The sequence below is a fragment of the Glutamicibacter arilaitensis Re117 genome (assembly GCF_000197735.1).
Taxonomy (GTDB): domain Bacteria; phylum Actinomycetota; class Actinomycetes; order Actinomycetales; family Micrococcaceae; genus Glutamicibacter; species Glutamicibacter arilaitensis.
On sequence record NC_014550.1, the window covers coordinates 2,957,553 to 2,973,229 of the forward strand.

The 15,677-nt window shown below is 58.3% G+C and carries 17 protein-coding genes; 8 read left to right on the top strand and 9 right to left on the bottom strand.

Annotation, left to right across the window (positions count from 1 at the left end):
- Nucleotides 1–4: 4 nt before the first annotated feature.
- The 3 genes from AARI_RS14160 to AARI_RS14170 form a co-directional block, all read right to left on the bottom strand.
- The gene (locus AARI_RS14160; protein WP_013349966.1) at nucleotides 5–1,063 is read right to left on the bottom strand and encodes an ABC transporter substrate-binding protein; all 1,059 of its coding nucleotides are present in this window, start codon (nucleotides 1,061–1,063) and stop codon (nucleotides 5–7) included.
- A 190-nt stretch (nucleotides 1,064–1,253) separates the two neighbouring features.
- Complete coding sequence (locus AARI_RS14165) at nucleotides 1,254–2,579, bottom strand: FtsX-like permease family protein (protein WP_013349967.1); 1,326 nt, start codon at nucleotides 2,577–2,579, stop codon at nucleotides 1,254–1,256.
- On the bottom strand, nucleotides 2,576–3,319 hold the full coding sequence (locus tag AARI_RS14170) for an ABC transporter ATP-binding protein (protein ID WP_013349968.1): 744 nt from the start codon (nucleotides 3,317–3,319) through the stop codon (nucleotides 2,576–2,578). The genes AARI_RS14165 and AARI_RS14170 overlap by 4 nt, the downstream gene beginning before the upstream one ends.
- Nucleotides 3,320–3,451: 132 nt before the next feature.
- Here AARI_RS14170 and AARI_RS14175 point away from each other — a divergent pair, with 132 nt between their 5' ends.
- Together AARI_RS14175 and AARI_RS14180 are read left to right on the top strand one after the other, a co-directional pair.
- Entirely contained in the window at nucleotides 3,452–3,712 is a 261-nt protein-coding gene (locus tag AARI_RS14175) for a glutaredoxin family protein (RefSeq protein WP_041648982.1), read from the top strand.
- Nucleotides 3,713–3,776: 64 nt separating this feature from the next.
- Complete coding sequence (locus AARI_RS14180) at nucleotides 3,777–4,421, top strand: YqaJ viral recombinase family protein (protein ID WP_173362797.1); 645 nt, start codon at nucleotides 3,777–3,779, stop codon at nucleotides 4,419–4,421.
- Between the two features lie 68 nt (nucleotides 4,422–4,489).
- On the opposite strand, the gene AARI_RS14185 is transcribed toward AARI_RS14180, so the two are convergent.
- Together AARI_RS14185 and AARI_RS19850 are read right to left on the bottom strand one after the other, a co-directional pair.
- On the bottom strand, nucleotides 4,490–5,584 hold the full coding sequence (locus AARI_RS14185; protein WP_013349971.1) for a mechanosensitive ion channel family protein: 1,095 nt from the start codon (nucleotides 5,582–5,584) through the stop codon (nucleotides 4,490–4,492).
- A 12-nt stretch (nucleotides 5,585–5,596) separates the two neighbouring features.
- Nucleotides 5,597–5,845, bottom strand: a complete 249-nt coding sequence (locus AARI_RS19850; protein WP_146040883.1) for a hypothetical protein — start codon at nucleotides 5,843–5,845, stop codon at nucleotides 5,597–5,599.
- On the opposite strand from AARI_RS19850, the gene AARI_RS14190 reads away from it, so the two are divergent.
- From AARI_RS14190 to AARI_RS14200, 3 genes are all read left to right on the top strand, one after another.
- On the top strand, nucleotides 5,832–6,341 hold the full coding sequence (locus AARI_RS14190; protein WP_049862746.1) for an AMIN-like domain-containing (lipo)protein: 510 nt from the start codon (nucleotides 5,832–5,834) through the stop codon (nucleotides 6,339–6,341). The two genes, AARI_RS19850 and AARI_RS14190, sit on opposite strands and share 14 nt — an antisense overlap.
- Before the next feature lie 95 nt (nucleotides 6,342–6,436).
- Entirely contained in the window at nucleotides 6,437–7,435 is a 999-nt protein-coding gene (locus AARI_RS14195) for a PhzF family phenazine biosynthesis protein (RefSeq protein WP_102597235.1), read from the top strand.
- A 61-nt stretch (nucleotides 7,436–7,496) separates the two neighbouring features.
- Nucleotides 7,497–8,948, top strand: coding sequence for a DHA2 family efflux MFS transporter permease subunit (locus AARI_RS14200; RefSeq protein ID WP_013349974.1), 1,452 nt, complete (start codon nucleotides 7,497–7,499; stop codon nucleotides 8,946–8,948).
- 79 nt (nucleotides 8,949–9,027) lie between these two features.
- On the opposite strand, the gene AARI_RS14205 is transcribed toward AARI_RS14200, so the two are convergent.
- Together AARI_RS14205 and AARI_RS14210 are read right to left on the bottom strand one after the other, a co-directional pair.
- On the bottom strand, nucleotides 9,028–9,219 hold the full coding sequence (locus tag AARI_RS14205) for a hypothetical protein (protein ID WP_013349975.1): 192 nt from the start codon (nucleotides 9,217–9,219) through the stop codon (nucleotides 9,028–9,030).
- 104 nt (nucleotides 9,220–9,323) lie between these two features.
- Nucleotides 9,324–9,755, bottom strand: coding sequence for a DoxX family membrane protein (locus tag AARI_RS14210; RefSeq protein ID WP_013349976.1), 432 nt, complete (start codon nucleotides 9,753–9,755; stop codon nucleotides 9,324–9,326).
- A 161-nt stretch (nucleotides 9,756–9,916) separates the two neighbouring features.
- On the opposite strand from AARI_RS14210, the gene AARI_RS14215 reads away from it, so the two are divergent.
- Nucleotides 9,917–10,606, top strand: a complete 690-nt coding sequence (locus AARI_RS14215) for a TetR/AcrR family transcriptional regulator (RefSeq protein ID WP_013349977.1) — start codon at nucleotides 9,917–9,919, stop codon at nucleotides 10,604–10,606.
- A 102-nt stretch (nucleotides 10,607–10,708) separates the two neighbouring features.
- The gene (locus tag AARI_RS14220) at nucleotides 10,709–11,941 is read left to right on the top strand and encodes an acyl-CoA dehydrogenase family protein (RefSeq protein ID WP_013349978.1); all 1,233 of its coding nucleotides are present in this window, start codon (nucleotides 10,709–10,711) and stop codon (nucleotides 11,939–11,941) included.
- Between the two features lie 65 nt (nucleotides 11,942–12,006).
- On the opposite strand, the gene hrpB is transcribed toward AARI_RS14220, so the two are convergent.
- Entirely contained in the window at nucleotides 12,007–14,565 is a 2,559-nt protein-coding gene (hrpB, locus tag AARI_RS14225) for an ATP-dependent helicase HrpB (protein WP_013349979.1), read from the bottom strand.
- Entirely contained in the window at nucleotides 14,562–15,347 is a 786-nt protein-coding gene (locus AARI_RS14230; protein WP_013349980.1) for an alpha/beta fold hydrolase, read from the bottom strand. The genes hrpB and AARI_RS14230 overlap by 4 nt, the downstream gene beginning before the upstream one ends.
- A 152-nt stretch (nucleotides 15,348–15,499) precedes the next feature.
- Between AARI_RS14230 and AARI_RS19730 the strand changes: the two genes are divergently transcribed.
- A complete protein-coding gene (locus AARI_RS19730) occupies nucleotides 15,500–15,661 on the top strand; it encodes a hypothetical protein (protein ID WP_013349981.1) in 162 nt (53 codons plus the stop codon).
- Nucleotides 15,662–15,677: the final 16 nt, after the last annotated feature.

Here is a 15,677-nt window from a genome sequence, read left to right on the forward strand (position 1 = left end):
GAATTTACTTTGCTGCGGCTGCGTTTTCGGCAGCCTTGACGATACCGGGAACGACGTTCTCCAGTGCCCATTCAATGGACAGTGGCGAAGCCGAGGAGATTGCCAAGGTTGCTTCATCGGTGCCCGGCAGTGCTACGGCATCGTTCTTCGCTGCTGGGATCTGGCCGTACAGCGGCTGTCCCTTGATGATGTCTTCCATCGTGTTGCCTGCAACGGCCGAGGAGAAGACGATATCCGAGTCCCACTCGTTGACCTTTTCAGGGGAAACGGTGAAGTAGAAGGTGTCCTTGGCCGCGTTCTTCTGCACGTAGTCGGCCTGGGTCATGCCCAGTGCGCTCAGGAAGCGTGGACGGGTGTCGCCTTCGGAGTAGACGTAGGCGGTCTCAGGGGCCGAGAGGTCAGCGGCGATGAAGGTGGTGTCCTTCAGGACTGGGTTCTCTTCGCCCACATTGGCCAGCTTGCCTTCGATATCTTCGATCAGGGCGTCAGCTTCTTCTTCCTTGCCCAGCATCTGGCCGGCAGCTTCGGTGACCTGTTCCCAGCTGGTCAGGTAGCTAGGCTCGATGGGGCCAACCACCGGAGCGATTTTCTGCAGCTTCTCGTATTGCTCTTTTGCCAAGCCCGAGTACGGGGCGAAGATGACATCTGGCTTCGAGGCGGCGATGCCGGTGTAGTCGATGTCGTCGCCGACCTTGTACTGCACTGGGGCATTCTCGGAACCGATGGAAGCGTCCAGCCCTTCAAGAGCCGCGTCCTTCCAGGTGGTGGAGTTGTTATCGTTCATGCCGTAGGTGTCGGCATCCATGCCCACAGGTACGGTGTCCAGCGACAGCAGGACATCAGCGTTGACCCACGAGATGGTCGCAACGCGCTCTGGGGCTTCTTCAATCTTGGTTTCACCGTAGATGTTCTTGATGGTGACCGGAGTGAAGTCTTCTGCACCCTGTGCCGAAGAATCAGTCGATGGCTCCGCGGTGGTGCTCGACGCCCCACAAGCGGACAGGCTCAGCGCGAAAATGGCAGTTGAAGCGGCGATGATTCCGGCGCGACGTGAATTTTTCATGGGTCGGTGATTCCAGACTATGCGAGGTTCTGTAAACGTATCGGTTGGCTAGGTTAGGCATGCCTATCCGAGCCGTATGCCACAATACGCGTTAAATTCACCATTACGCAACACGGAACGTCCCTAATCACCGACTCTGAAGTGACCCTAACCAAAGAGGTACGGATTTTGGGCTAGTTGACCAGAGATTTTATTCTCTAGTTGCTAGCAGCTTCTGCGGATCGGCTACCAAAATTGCGCCCCGGATCAACAACATGCCAAGTAATACACACGCAACTACCGTGATGACCGTCAACGGCTTGAAGATGATGGCGGCTCCGGCCAACGGCAATACGAGAACCGTGGAGGCAATGGCAAACCCGATCGAGGCAGTCAATGCCGGGATCATGATCGACTTGGTCCGTGCGGCGTTCATCGTTGCCCACGGCATCCCCAGCCGATGCAGCCCGCGATACAGCTCGGCACGGTCCAAGGTGCTGGCACTTTGGGAGATCGCCGCCGAGGCGGCCACGCAGAAGAAGCTGATTGCCAAGGTCACCAGCACGCCGGTGGTGACATCGGCTGGAACGTGTTCCAGCCAGGTGCCGCGGGAAAGGCCATCATCGGTCATTGACATCATGGCTGCGCCGCTGCCTCCCACCACGGCCACAAAGGACGCCATGGCTACCCCGGAAACCTGGCGCCAGGATTCGGCAGGGCTTTCCAGGATCATGCGGGCTGACAAGAGTTCTTGCGGAGTATTGGCCTTGCGCAGTTTGCGCTTGCCAACCTTGGAAACCAGAAACGGGCCAATCAGGTTCATGATCAGCAAACCAAATCCGAACCCGCCAACCACCACCGCAATGATCGCTGCGATTGATTGCAGGAACTGCCCCATATTGGCAAACACCAAGCCCAGCACCACGATCCCGCCTACGGCTATAACCGCACGCAACCAGCCGGGGGTGGGAACCTGGCGACGGCTTGCGACCGCCAACGGGGTGATCACCAGTTTGCGCAGGCCCGCAGCTGCACTTGCTGCAGAAAGGAGCACGACAGCGACTACTGCTATCACCAGCATGCACAGCGGCAGGTAGATTGCCGACCCGATGGGCGCACCCTGGAACCGGAGCATCGATGCAAGCGGAGCGACCAGGAAATACAGCAGCACTCCGGTCAGTGCACCGGCGAGCGCAGTACCTGCGGCCTGCAGCACGGCGACCAGGCTGATCTGCCTACCTGTGGCACCAAGCAGCCGCAGCGAGGACAGGGCCCGGTCATTGGAGCGCGCCGAAAGCCTTGCAGCAGCTGAGCCCAGCACCAGCAGCGGAACCACGAGCAGTACCACGGCGAATGCTGCCAATGGCAGATACATGCTCTGGGCTTCGAGGCTGAAGCTGGTAAAGGAGTAGGCGCCACCCAAGACGATCAGCAGGATCGCACTGACCATTGCGTAGGCGCAAGCGGTCAAAACCTGTGGAGCCAACCGTGATTTGGCCGGACGGCCGAGCATCCATGAAAGGTGCAGGATATTCACTTCTGCACACCGCCGTGCATGGTGTTCAACGGCTGCGGGCTATCGCTGATCAGCTTTCCATCTTGCAGCTGCACCACGCGATCGCAGCGTGCGGCCACATTGGGATCATGGGTCACCATCACCAAGGATTTCCCTGCACCCACGGTGCACTCCAATAAGGTTTCCAGTACCTCGAAGCCTGTGGTTGAATCCAATGCGCCGGTCGGTTCATCGGCAAAGACCACCATCGCCCCGGTCACCTGGGCACGGGCGATGGCCACGCGCTGCTGCTGCCCTCCGGAGAGCTGGCCAATGCGGCGTTCTTCCATGCCTGCCAAGCCCAGATCTGCCAAGGCAGTTGCGGCCCGTTCAATCGCAGTGCCGCGCGGCACCCCGTTGATCATCAAAGCCATGGCTACGTTCTCTTGGGCGGTGAGCTCTGGAATCAGCAGCCCGGATTGGAAGACAAAGCCAAAGGATTCACGGCGCAATCTGGTTCGCGCTTTATCTTTGAGTCCTTGGATGTCCACCGGTGCCCGTCCTGGCAGGTTCAGCATGATGCTTCCTGCATCGGGCAGTTCAATGCCTGCCAGTGCGTGCAGCAACGTGGACTTGCCTGAACCCGAGGGTCCCATGATGGCCAGGGATTGGCCCAGCGTGATCTGCAGGTCGACACCGTTCAGGGCCGTGGTGGAGCCAAAGGCGCGGTAGAGTCCATGGGCGGCGAGTACAGGTGGATATCCAAGGGAATTTTCAAGCATGCCTCCATGTTTTCAACAATGGGTACATACGCGCATCAGCGCAGGGTTCCATTTGGCCGCCAGCCAGACTCATCCCCCGGTATCAGTTGCCGGTAGTTTGTTCACATCCACAGCAGGAGCATTTTGCAGCCGATGAAGTTGGAACTATATACGCAACCGTTTTGCGCGCCTTGCGTGCGCACCCGGCTTACCGTTGCCCGCGTCCAGGAATTGCTTCCCGAGCTTCAGGTCGAAGAGATCAATGTGGTCGCCCAGGTGAGTCGTGGCGAAGAAATGGGAATCACCAGCACCCCGGTAATCCGGCTATTGCAGGAAGGCACGGAGAAATTCCGCTCCAGTCAAACACCGACTGTCAATCAGCTATTGACCGCCATCGCACAAGCCAGCGACTAGTCTCACTTCAGTTCCAAGCCCAGGCTGCACGGTTCTGGCCCTTTAATGGGGAAGAATAGATGAAGTGATTACTGTGCCCGGCGCCCGACATGAATGCTTCGAACGTATTTTAGCTGACTCTTCAAACCGCATCGAGTGGTTGCGTGCACGTTCCCAGGGCATCACGGCGACGGATGTAGCCAAGTTATCCACCGAGAAGTCCATCAAGAATGCAGCATGGGACAAGCTCTACGGCAATGGCTTTTCCGGTAATCCCTACACCGATCACGGGCGCAAGCGCGAACCTGTTATCGCTGCGTGGGTCCAGGAGAATTTCAATATTTTCCCCTCCTCCCAGCTCTTCCACTCGCAGCATTCGAAATTGCATCTAGCAACTCCCGATGGCTTGGGTTTTGACGCATCGGGCATTCCGGTCTTGGCGGAAATCAAGACCACCAATAAGCCATTCAAGAAGATCCCGAAGAACTATTTGCGCCAGGTGCTCTGGCAGCAGCATGTGATTGGTGCCGAACGCACATTATTCGTGTGGGAAGAGCACGAAAACTTTGTGCCGGTACGCGCGGTACCCGAATACCTGTGGGTGGAACGCGACGACGAGCTGATCCAAGATCTCATCGATAAAGCTGAATCACTGATTTCGGCCCTGCGTGAAGCAACCGCCCGCCAGCAGCGCTACAACGACTATGGCCCGGCGGCCTTGCGGCTCTAGGCTCGCAGAAAACAAAAGCCACTGTTCTCCAGTTCAATAAACTGAAGCCAGTGGCTTTCGCTTTGCCCCTAGACCGGGTTGCCCGGAATCATCCGCGGATCAGGCAGGCACTCTGGGTAGTTCTCCACCAGCTCGGCCAGCAGCTTCTCGCGGAGCATATTGCGCAGGTTCCACAAGTCTCCGGCATCGCGTGCTGATAAATAAATGGTCACTGTTTGCAGGCCGTTTTGCGCGTCGGTCACAAGTAGCTCATTGGTACGGCCATCCCACCAGTCGGAGGATTCAAGCAGTTCGCTGCTGCGCTGGCGCAGGTAGGCAATTGGAGCATTGAGCTTGAGCTGCAGTGCGACGTTGCCGGTGATCTCGGTGCTGCGCCGCGACCAGTTCTCGAATGGAGTCGTGGTGAAGTAGGTCGATGGCAGGATCATCCGGCGTCCGTCGATCAGCAGAACCACAACGTAGGACAAGGTGATCTCTTCAACCGTGCCGCGCTCGCCTTCGGCCACCACGGTGTCATCCACCCGGATGGAGTCGGTAAAGGCGACCTGCAGACCAGCAAAAACGTTGGCCAAGGTGGACTGCACTGCCAAGCCGACGACTACCGATGCCAGGCCGGCCGAGGCCAGCAGACCGGCTCCTAGTGCCCTGACTTGTTCGATTGTCAGCAGCACGGCGGCGACCGCGATGATGCACAGCACCGCAATCAGCACCCTTCGCATCAGACCGACCTGGGTCTGTACCTTGGCCAGTCGCCGTCCTGGCCCGAATTTCGCTTCGAAGCGGGCCATCATGCCGGCCTCGATGACGCGAACCAGTTTGATGGTGAACCAGGTCAGGAAAATGACCAGGACGATCAGGATGGCAAATTGCCATGGGTTGTACCAAGGCTTGCCGCCATAGAAGATCGCGAGAGCGGACTTGGCAACGATGGATGTCACCAGGCCGAAGAATGGGAATCGGGTGGCCTTCACATCGGCTTCGTCTACGCCGATTCGGCGCAGCACGCGCCGGGCCACGCCACTGAAGACGAATGCCAAGATTGCAGCTACGACAGCACCGACGAGCAGAACAACCCAAAATTGCAACGATTCGGGGAGGAAGCTTGAAACTGTAATGACTTCCTCGACGGTTTCGTCGATGGGATCAACGGGGGTAGGTGTCATGAATAAAGCATGTCACATGGCGCTTAATAAATGCTGTGCGCAACCTTGTTCTAGCCTTCTGGAGCGGGCATTGCGCAACCAGATTGCAGATGCGTCTCGGAGCGATTCCAATTCCTTTTTGCCATTGCCTCGCAGGTTTCCAAGGCCTTTAGTTGATTCACCGGCAGTACCCGCTGCCGCTCGGCGCAAACCAAGAAAGCCGGTGATCCAGATGCGCCAGAAAAAAATTGGAATTCTCTTGGGCACGATGGCAGCTGCCATGCTCGTGGTCGCCCCAGCAGCTGGTGCCGTGCCGGCTCCTGCAGCCCAAGCTACTGTCGCCTGCCCTACGGTGTACTGGGGTTCGCTGGCTAAAGCCAGTTCCTTGTCCACCCAGTCCGCAGTGGAAAATCTTCGGACCGGACGCCATGATTGCTTTGACCGGCTGGTCATTGACCTCTCCGGACCTGCAGCCAGCTATTCGGTGAAATACGTCAATAAGCTAACGGGAATCGGATCAGGCTTGCCGGTCGCTACAACCGGTGGTGCCAACCTGGAAATCCTGGTTCATGCTTCAGCAGACCAGGGATTCAACCCCGGCACCCAGGTGAAGAACTTGGGCTACACAAGCATGCGCCAGTTGGTGTGGCTGGGCAGCTTTGAAGGCCAAACCAAAGTCGGGCTATCGACCAGGGCACGGCTTCCTATGAGGGTCTTCACCCTGGCCGGACCTGAGGGCGGATCACGCCTAGTCATCGATGTTGCGCATCATTGGTAAAGAAGGTTCACGACGATGATGGGTTAGTAACTTTTTGCGTGACGTACCACGTAACACCGGGTCAACCTGCTGGTTAATGTGCCACCATGCTAAGTATGTCGCGCACATTCTCATATCAGCAGGTTGACGTTTTTGCTCCCACTGCTTTCAACGGCAATGGTCTAGGTGTCGTGTTCAATGCTGACAGCCTGAGTGATGAGCAGATGCAGCACTTTGCGCAGTGGATGAATCTTGCTGAGACAGTATTCTTCGTCGAACCTACCGATGAAGAAGCGGACTATGCGATTCGCATTTTCACTCCGAGCACTGAATTGCCTTTCGCTGGCCACCCCACCCTCGGTGCGGCCCACGCTTGGCTGGAGTCAGGTGGCGAAGCAGGCCCGTCCGGCCATTTGATTCAAGAATGCGGTTCCGGGTTGATTCCGGTGCGTGTAGAACGCGAAAGCAGCGAAAACCATTCGCGCCGCTTGGCTTTCCTGGCTCCCCCACTGACCCGCTCGGGCCCGTTGGAGCCAGATGTCTTGCAGTGGGCCGTCGCGGGACTGGGCATTGAAGAGTCCGACGTGGTGGACCACCAGTGGCTGGTCAACGGTCCGCACCCTGCAGGCCTGGTGCTGCGAGACGCGGATGTCGTCTTGGGCATTGAACCGGACTTTGCAGCACTGCAGGGGCTGGAAGTTGGAGTGATCGGTCCGTATACCGCTTCCAGCGTTTCGCAAGGCGTGTGGCAGCCACGCCAATCGGTGTTGCCGCGGCTCTCCGGTACCCGTGAAGAACTTCGCCCCTTGGACTTCTCGGACTTCGAACGCTCCGAAGAGCGCTTCCGCAATGTCGTGCTCCAGCCGCCTGCAGACTATGAAGTCCGCGCGTTCATTCCCGGCGAGGCGGTTCCCGAAGATCCTGCCACGGGTTCGCTGAATGCCGCATTCGGCACCTGGCTAACGCAGTCCGGCTATGCACCGCAGCGCTACACCGTGCGACAGGGCACTCGCTTGGGACGCGAAGCGATCTTGCATATCGAAGCCACCGAACGCGGTGTCTGGGTCAGCGGCGATGTCGCCACCCGCATCAGCGGTGATGTGAGTTTCGACTAATTTCCTTTCCATAGTTTCGCTATCCGTTTCGTATTTGGCCAATAGGGACTAGCCTTGACCAGTGCCTGAAACTGCGAATACCGAAATACCTTTTGACAAGAAGTCTGCTTGGCGTGCCCTGTGGGCATTGGTCATCGGCTTCTTCATGATCCTTCTTGACACCACGATTGTGTCCACCGCGATGCCTGCCATCATGAGTTCGCTGGATGCCGACATCTCAAGCATCTTGTGGGTCAACAGCGCCTACCTGCTGACTTTTGCGGTGCCGCTGTTGATCACCGGCCGCCTTGGCGACCGCTTCGGTCCGCGCAATATCTACCTCATCGGCATGGTCATCTTCTCGCTGGCCTCGCTGTGGTGCGGCTTATCCGATTCCTTGGGCTCCCTGGTAGCAGCCCGCGCGGTTCAGGGCCTTGGCGCGTCGATGATTTCGCCTCAGGCCATGACGCTCATTACCCGGCTCTTCCCCTATGAGCATCGTGGCGCAGCCATGGGCCTGTGGGGTGCGGTCGCTGGCATCGCCTCGCTGATCGGTCCCATTGCAGGCGGCTTGCTGGTGGACTCCGTCGGCTGGGAGTGGATCTTCTTCATCAATCTGCCCATTGCGGTGTTCAGCTTGATCATGGTCTTCAAATTCGTTCCACGCCTCGAATCGCATGCGCATTCTTTCGACTGGTTTGGAGTCTTCCTTTCCGCATTGGCAATGTTCTGCCTGGTCTTCGGCATCCAGGAAGGCGATGCAACTAACTGGGAACCATTTATTGGCCCGCTTGGTTCGTGGCATTTGATCATCATTGGCATAGCACTGTTCGGGGTGTTCATCTGGTGGCAGAACAAGACCACCGCTGAACCGCTGGTTCCGTTGCGCCTGTTCAAGGTCCGCAACTTCTCCTTGTCCAATGTCGCGATCTCGTTCATGGGATTGACCATTTCCACCATTGCGCTGCCTATGGTGTTCTTCTTGCAGAACGTTCGCGGGCTGACTCCAACCCAGTCTGCCTTGATGATCTCGCCGATGGCAGTGGTGGCGATTTTCATCGCCCCGCAGCTTGGCAAGAAGGTCAACCAGCTCAGCCCCCGCATCCTGGCAGTACCCGGGTTCTTCCTCTTTGGCGGAGCCACCGTGGTTTATGCATTCATGATGCACGCCGAGATCCCGTTGTGGACGTTATTGATTCCTTCAGCGGTTCAGGGCATCGGTTCGGCGATGATCTGGCCTTCGCTGTCGCTGGCAGCCACCAAGGATCTGACGGCACGTGATGCCGGGGCTGGTTCCGGAATTTACAACACCACCCGGCAGATCGGTTCGGTGCTTGGTTCGGCGCTGATCGCGGTGATGATGGAGGCGCGTGTTTCCGCATTGATCTCCCAAGCGGACTCCAAGGATCCGGCGGTGATCATGGAAGCGACTTCCGCTGGCTTGGGCCAGGCCTTGATGCTGCCCGGCTTCATCGCAGTAGCGGCTGTACTGGTGGTTGCATTCTTGTTTGATGGCAAGAAAGCACAGCGTTAGGCACTACCGGCAACGCACAAAAAATAAGCGCCTGATCCTGGTTTGAAAACCATTGGATCAGGCGCTTATTTTGCGGCTTCTAGGTCTCGTCTTCAGCTTCTTCCGACTCTTCGCCGTCTTCGCCGTGCTTGAATTCGTCGACTTTCTCGCCGATCTTTTCTTGGGCATCGGAGGCGAAGCTCTTGATGTTTTCGGTAGCGTCTCCAGCGAAATCCTTCGCGTTCTCGACTGCTTCGCCCAGCTTCTTCTTTGCATCATCTAAGAAACCCATTGGTTCTCCTCTTAGCTTGTTGTCCAAATGTGGCCGCTGAAAATCGCAGTCTTCAAGATCAACTTACGGCCTGCTGAGTGTTTTGCTCAAGAGCTTTGTGCTGCTTATTTTGCTTTCTTGATCTTCTTGGCGCCCTTGCGTCCGAAGATCAATGCCACAGCGATGCCTGCCAGCCAGACATCCTTGGCCAGTGCGGTGCCATCAGCGGTAGGGCGGATGCCATCGGATTCGGTCATCCCCGGGGTGCGCAGGTAGGAAGCCAGCAAGGCTCCGGAGAATGCGCCCAGGCCCAGACCAGCCAACCGCGTTGGAATCAGTGGCAGGAGCAATGCGCTTCCGAGGGAGATTTCACCGATAGACAGTGCCTTGCCGAAAACTGCTGGCTCTACTTCAGCCAACTGCGGCACGCCGTTGGCTGCCATCTGCTGCAGGCCGGCAGCACTGGCCTCATCAATGCGCAGCTTGTTGATACCGCTGTTGAGAATGAATGCGCCACTGACCAAACGTAGCGCGGCGTTTGCGATCGAGATTCCCATGGGCCCTCACTTCTCTTTCAATTGAACTAAAGATGACGTCTTTATTCAGAACGTCTTGTTGTTCAGCGTAGTCATGGCGACACTAGTACACAATCATTTACGCGGCGCGCTCAGCAGAACACTAGGAACCAGCCCCTTGAATCGTGCTAAATTCGTGAATCATGATCGCTTCTTCCGCAGTGCCCCCAGCAGCCCTCGACCTACTCATCACCCAGGGCTTCGACGCCACCAGTGTTGACGAGTTAGCTGCGGCCGCGGGAATTTCGCGTTCCACTTTCTTCCGCCGCTTCGGCTCCAAAGAAAATATGGTCTTTGCGGACCAGGAAATGATCATCACCCACGTTCAGACCACGCTGGCCGCGTCGTCGGTTGATGCGATCACTACCCTGATCGATGCCGCCCACGTGGTTTTCGACCAATACACGGTCAACCCCGAAGGCGCCGCGCTGCGCCATAAGCTGCTTTCCTCGGTGCCTTCGCTGCGTGAGCGCGAACTGGTTTCCACGCACCGTTACGAACGGGCTTTCTACGGATTTTTGAACCGACGCGAATTGGCCAAGACTGCCACAGAGAAGTCGCTGTGCTTGGGAGTGAGCGCTGGCCTGGTTGCAATCCACAACGACCACTTGCGCAGCTGGCTCAAGGATGCAACCAGCACAGACCGCACCAAATTGGCCAATGACGTCCGCCAGTTCCTGAACCGCTTCGCAGATCTGCTGGACCCGGAACAGAAAACTGCCGCTCAGAAGCCGGCCGCTCCGACCGTGGTGGTTTCAGTCTTGGATGCCGGTGCCGATGAGCAGTCCATCCTCCAAGCGGTCTCCCGCGCGCTGAGCGAACACGGTAAATAATCGAAGACACTACGCAATTGAAACCAAGTTCCTTGACATGGCACTGCGTTCCATTAGGCTAGGGGTGAAGCTTTTTCACCACAGCTACCAGGAGCATCTGTCATGACCCAGCCGGAGACCGGTTTCGAATTCCCAGCCGGCGTTGTTGAACCCGAATATGATCTGTGGTCCGGCGACGTCAATATCGATCCGACAGGAGTCTTCGCCGAAGTAGGCGAAGCCGATAACGCTTGGCGCGCCAAAGCCCGCAAGTTCATCCTCGACGAGGTCAAGAAAAATATCCACGAGTACTGGGACAAGGCTGACTACCCGCTGCACCTGATCAAGAAGCTGGGCGACGCAGACCTTCTGCGCGATGGCCTGAACCTTGAGGGCTACGAGCAGATGAGCCCGCTGGCCGCCGGCCTGGTCAATATGGAAATGGCCCGCGGCGACGGCTCGGTGTCCACCATTGTCGGTGTCCAGGGCGGCTTGGCGGTGCGCTCCGTGCTGTACTGCGGCAGCGATGAGCAGATTCAGAAGTACGCACTGCCCATGCTGCGTGGCGAACTTCCCGGAGCCTTCGCACTGACCGAGCCAACCCACGGCTCTGACTCCGTTTCTTTGGAAACCCGAGCTGCCAAGGTCCAGGGCGGCTACCGCTTGAGCGGTGAAAAGAAGTGGATCGGCAACGGCTCCATCGGTGGCGTGTCCATCGTGTGGGCCCGCGATGAGCAGGGCAAGGTCCGCGGTTTTATCGTCCATCAGGATGCCGAGGGCTACAGCGCAACCACCATTGAAAATAAGCTTTCGCTGCGTGCCATCTGGCAGGCGCATATCCGCATGGAAAACGTCTTTGTCCCGGATGAAGATGTCATGCCTAATGCACAGAGCTTCAAGGACACCTCCCGCGTGCTGTTCGCTACCCGTCTGGGCGTCGCCTGGTCGGCAGTAGGCCACGCAACTGCCTGCTACGAGTCGGCAGTGAACTACGCCAAGCAGCGCGTGCAGTTTGGCCGACCTCTTGCCCAAAGCCAGATTGTCCAGGAACGCCTGGCCCGCATGCAGTCGGAGCTGGCCACCATGCAGGTGCTGGTCATGCAGGCTACCAAGCGCGAAGGCGCAGGCGACCTGACCGGCCCGCAGGCTTCGCTGGCCAAGTACACCGCCACCCGCACCGCGCGCGTCATTGCCTCCAACGCACGTGACCTGCTCGGCGGCAACGGCATTCTGACAAGCAACCGCGTGGCACGCCACTTCGCCGATGTAGAAGCAATCCATACCTATGAAGGCACCGAAACCGTGCAGGCGCTGATCATGGGCCGCGACATCACCGGCTTCTCGGCCTTCGCCTAAGCACGCACAACTAAGTACGCCGGGAGGGCGGGTGTTTTTCACCCGCTCTCCCGGCGTACTGCTTTCTACTGCCTGTTCAAGCGATTCTTCGTCTTGGCGGTAGCCACGTGGTCCCATGGGTTCTCTGGCCATGGATGCTTCGGGTAGCGCCCGCGCATTTCAGCGCGAACCTGCGCATAGGGGCCATTGAAGAAACTGACCAAGTCGTCGGTGACCGCCAGCGGATGCCCTCCCGGTGAGAGCAGATGAAACTGCACCGCAAGCTTGCCATTGACCAGGCGCGGGGAAGTATCCATTCCAAAGCATTCTTGTAATTTCACCGATACGACAGCTGGCCCCGACTGGCCAATCTCCGGATACGCCACGGAAATCCTGGACCCGGAGGGCACCTGTAGCCTTTCTGGCACCAGTGCATCAAAATCATGGACATGCTCCCAAGGCAGCAACGTGCGCAACGCCGAATACAAATCGACCTTGGCCACGTTCTTGCCCGAAGCCACCTGACGCAGCACCGGCTGCAGCCAGTTCCCTGCAGATGCGATCAGGCTCTGGTCATCTACCGCGATGTAGGGTTCGCCCAGCAAGCGATGAGCCGTATCCATACGCCGGCGCAAGGCCTCGAATTTATCGTGGGTGCCGAAGAAGCCAAGACCTTGGATGGCAATGGCATTAGCAACTGCTTCCTTGCCCAACTCTTCGGTGGCCTTGATGGGATGGGCTGCCAGCTCGATTGCACCAAAGCTCTCAACCTGCCGGGCACTGATCTTCCCGTCAACCAGTTCTGCCGTCTCCCGTTTCTGGTGAAGCTGCGGCAGCAGTTCCAAGACAGTTTCAAAGTCAATGCCAATAGCCCGACGAATCATGGATTTGGAACCAGTGCGGGAGACTTCGGCGACCGCAATAAATTCTTCATGCACCAATTGACTGCCGCGGGGCAGTGCAGCACGGGTGCCCGAAGCCAACAGGTATTCTTCATGGCCGACCTTGCGCGCAATCCATTGCGGATACGCCAGAGCGCACACCCCGGCCAGCCCCTGGGCAGCTGAGGCAGGCTGGCGGCCTGCACTGTTTCCGGCGACGCCCAGAAGCTTCTCCAAACGCTGCGCCTCGTGCTTCCAGGCTCGGTTCGCCGGATGCGAGCTCCGGCGCACGGCGCTGAGCAATTCGTTCAGATCCGCGCTGGCAATGCGCTCCGAACTGGAAAGCAAAGCCACCGCCTCGGCTGCCGCCCGGGTGCCGAAAATCTGGTTCCCTTCCAAGAGGGCGCGTGCGGTACGCGGATCAGTTGGAATCTTCATCATCTGCTCACCCAATGAGGTGATCTGCCCGGAGTCGTCAACCGCGTCCAGTGCGCGCAAGACCTGCTCATCATGAGCCATGGTGGCAGCCGGCGGGGCTTCCCACATGCTTAGGCCTTCACCGCGCGGTGTCCCCCACGCGGCCAGCGACAGCCCGGCAGCAGCCAGGTCGCCGGTACGGATTTCCGGTGTGGAATGCGCTGGGGCGGCGGCAAAGGATTTGGGATCCAAGGTCCGCACCACCTTGCCCGGCCCCAGGCGTCCTGCACGTCCGGCCCTTTGGGTGGCCGCCGAACGGCTGGCAACCACCGTCATCAGCCCGGAGAAACCTCGCGAGCTATCCCGGCGAGGTTCACGGGCGTAGCCTGCATCAACGACCAGGTGCACCCGTGGCACGGTGACCGACGATTCGGCGATGGAGGTGGCGACAATAATCCGTGCGGCGCTGCCTGCTGCGGGTTCGCTGAGGATCTGGTCCTGTTCTTTGGAGGAAATCTGCGAATGCAGGGCCAAGGCCTGTCCTCCGGTGGCCGCCACCTGTGAGCAGACGCGTTCTACTTCCCGCACGCCCGGGACAAAGACCAAGGTATCGACCGGGGTGCTGCCTGCTGCATTGGCTGTGGCCGAATGCTTTACTGCCACGGTTGCTACATGGCGCAGGTACTCGTCCTTCAACCCGTGTTCGGTATTGCGCGTTCCGGGGAAGCTGTCGAAAGCTTCTTGCACTTCATGCTGCGCTGTTTGGGCGCTGAGCACCGCAGCTGGCTTCTCGCGTGCCAGCAGCTGTGACAGCTCTTGGGCATGCAAGGTGGCACTCATGACGATCAGCGACAAGTCATCGCGTAGTTCGCTGACCTGGTTGACCATCGCCAGCAGCAAGTCGGTATCGATGGAACGCTCATGGACTTCATCAATGATTACCGCGCTGACACCGTCAAGATCCGGATCGGCCAGCAGCTTGCGCAGCATCAGGCCCGCGGTCACGAATTCGATCTGGGTCTGTGCCGATGCCCTGCGTTCGCCACGAACCGCGAATCCGACCCGCTCGCCCAAGGCCGAGCCATCAAGCTGGGCCAGGCGGCGGGCTGCGGCACGGGCTGCGACACGGCGTGGCTGGGTCACCATGATTTTGCCAGTCAACCCGGCCTGTTCCAGTGCGTTGGCTACCGTAGGAGGAACGATCGTGGTTTTACCGGATCCCGGTGGCGCTTGGATAACCAGCGGCTGCGCAGGATGCGCTGCCACGGAGGCGTAGAGTTCTTCGCGGCTTGGTCCGAAGGCCAGTCCCGAAGAAATCTTCTCCAAGTCAAAGCGAACCGGGTTCATCGCTGGCGTCCGGTCCAAAAAGACTGGATTGCGTTCACTACCGGTTCGATGGGGAACAGCGTGCTGCCGTGCGTTCGCTCTGGCAGGACCACCATGCGTGCATCGGGCAAGGTGCGGACCATGATCTTGTTCTGGTCGAAGCGCGGCTGGTCCCTGGTTCCGATCAGCAACAAGGTAGGGATCCTGATTTTCGCAAGGTCAGCCAAGTCGATATTCTGCAAGGTCTCGGCTGCTTCGTAGTAAGCCGCCAGGGCCAGCGGATCATTGGATTTGAAGGCCAGGCGCGTGGACGGATCAAGGCGTCCGTTCTTTTCCTGCCCGATGACAAAACCCTCGATATCGCCGTTTCGAAGCACCTCGAGATAGCCAGGGAAGAACAGCTTTCCAATTTCGCCGTCAGTGATTTCGTAGGTGCCGCCGAGCATGATCAAGGAGATCACTTGCTCGGGGTGATGCATGGCCATATGAAGTCCGGTGCGTGCGCCGAAGGAATAGCCGACGATATGGATGCGTTCAATGCCCAAGTGATCCAGCACCGCTTGGATATCCCCGACCACCTTATCCATGGTGTAGTCAGCCACGTCGTGGGATTTGGCGGACTTGCCATGCCCGCGCAGGTCCATCCGGATGGTCCGGTGCCCCTCGCCCAGTGCTTTGGTGTATCCCAGGCCGCGCCAAATAGATCGTGACAGTGCGGAACCGTGCAGGAATAGAATCGGTTCGCCCCCGTCCTGGTCATCATCAAAGAAGATTTCGGATCCATCGGCGGGGTTATTGATCATTGGCATACCTACGATTAAATCCTGTCCGTGCGATGAAGCCGAAATCAGAGTATTGCTTTGCCCTCGACAACCATGGTGAATGGGTGAACACTGAAGGAACAGGGACAAGTCATCTTTGCCGAAGGTGGCGAACGGATGTTGGGAGGAAGAGCATGTCTGAACAAACAGGTGCCGGGCTGGCCGGTGGTGCTGAAGAGGAAAAGCAACGGCTTGCCGCAGAAGAGAAGAAACGGCACGACGAGCATGATGAAGAGCTAGTCGAAGAATGGGAAGACGAATCCTTCCCCGCTTCCGACCCGCCCTCGAATTATTAGAAACAGCATCTTCCTA

Excerpts from the sequence above, each read along its gene's own strand:
- AARI_RS14160 (WP_013349966.1), bottom strand. The coding sequence starts at position 1,063 with ATGAAAAATTCACGTCGCGCCGGAATCATCGCCGCTTCAACTGCCATT.
- AARI_RS14170 (WP_013349968.1), bottom strand. The coding sequence starts at position 3,319 with ATGCTTGAAAATTCCCTTGGATATCCACCTGTACTCGCCGCCCATGGA.
- AARI_RS14175 (WP_041648982.1), top strand. The coding sequence starts at position 3,452 with ATGAAGTTGGAACTATATACGCAACCGTTTTGCGCGCCTTGCGTGCGC.
- AARI_RS14185 (WP_013349971.1), bottom strand. The coding sequence starts at position 5,584 with ATGACACCTACCCCCGTTGATCCCATCGACGAAACCGTCGAGGAAGTC.
- AARI_RS14190 (WP_049862746.1), top strand. The coding sequence starts at position 5,832 with ATGGCAGCTGCCATGCTCGTGGTCGCCCCAGCAGCTGGTGCCGTGCCG.
- AARI_RS19850 (WP_146040883.1), bottom strand. The coding sequence starts at position 5,845 with ATGGCAGCTGCCATCGTGCCCAAGAGAATTCCAATTTTTTTCTGGCGC.
- AARI_RS14195 (WP_102597235.1), top strand. The coding sequence starts at position 6,437 with ATGTCGCGCACATTCTCATATCAGCAGGTTGACGTTTTTGCTCCCACT.
- AARI_RS14205 (WP_013349975.1), bottom strand. The coding sequence starts at position 9,219 with ATGGGTTTCTTAGATGATGCAAAGAAGAAGCTGGGCGAAGCAGTCGAG.
- AARI_RS14210 (WP_013349976.1), bottom strand. The coding sequence starts at position 9,755 with ATGGGAATCTCGATCGCAAACGCCGCGCTACGTTTGGTCAGTGGCGCA.
- AARI_RS14215 (WP_013349977.1), top strand. The coding sequence starts at position 9,917 with ATGATCGCTTCTTCCGCAGTGCCCCCAGCAGCCCTCGACCTACTCATC.
- AARI_RS14220 (WP_013349978.1), top strand. The coding sequence starts at position 10,709 with ATGACCCAGCCGGAGACCGGTTTCGAATTCCCAGCCGGCGTTGTTGAA.
- hrpB (WP_013349979.1), bottom strand. The coding sequence starts at position 14,565 with ATGAACCCGGTTCGCTTTGACTTGGAGAAGATTTCTTCGGGACTGGCC.
- AARI_RS14230 (WP_013349980.1), bottom strand. The coding sequence starts at position 15,347 with ATGATCAATAACCCCGCCGATGGATCCGAAATCTTCTTTGATGATGAC.
- AARI_RS19730 (WP_013349981.1), top strand. The coding sequence starts at position 15,500 with ATGTCTGAACAAACAGGTGCCGGGCTGGCCGGTGGTGCTGAAGAGGAA.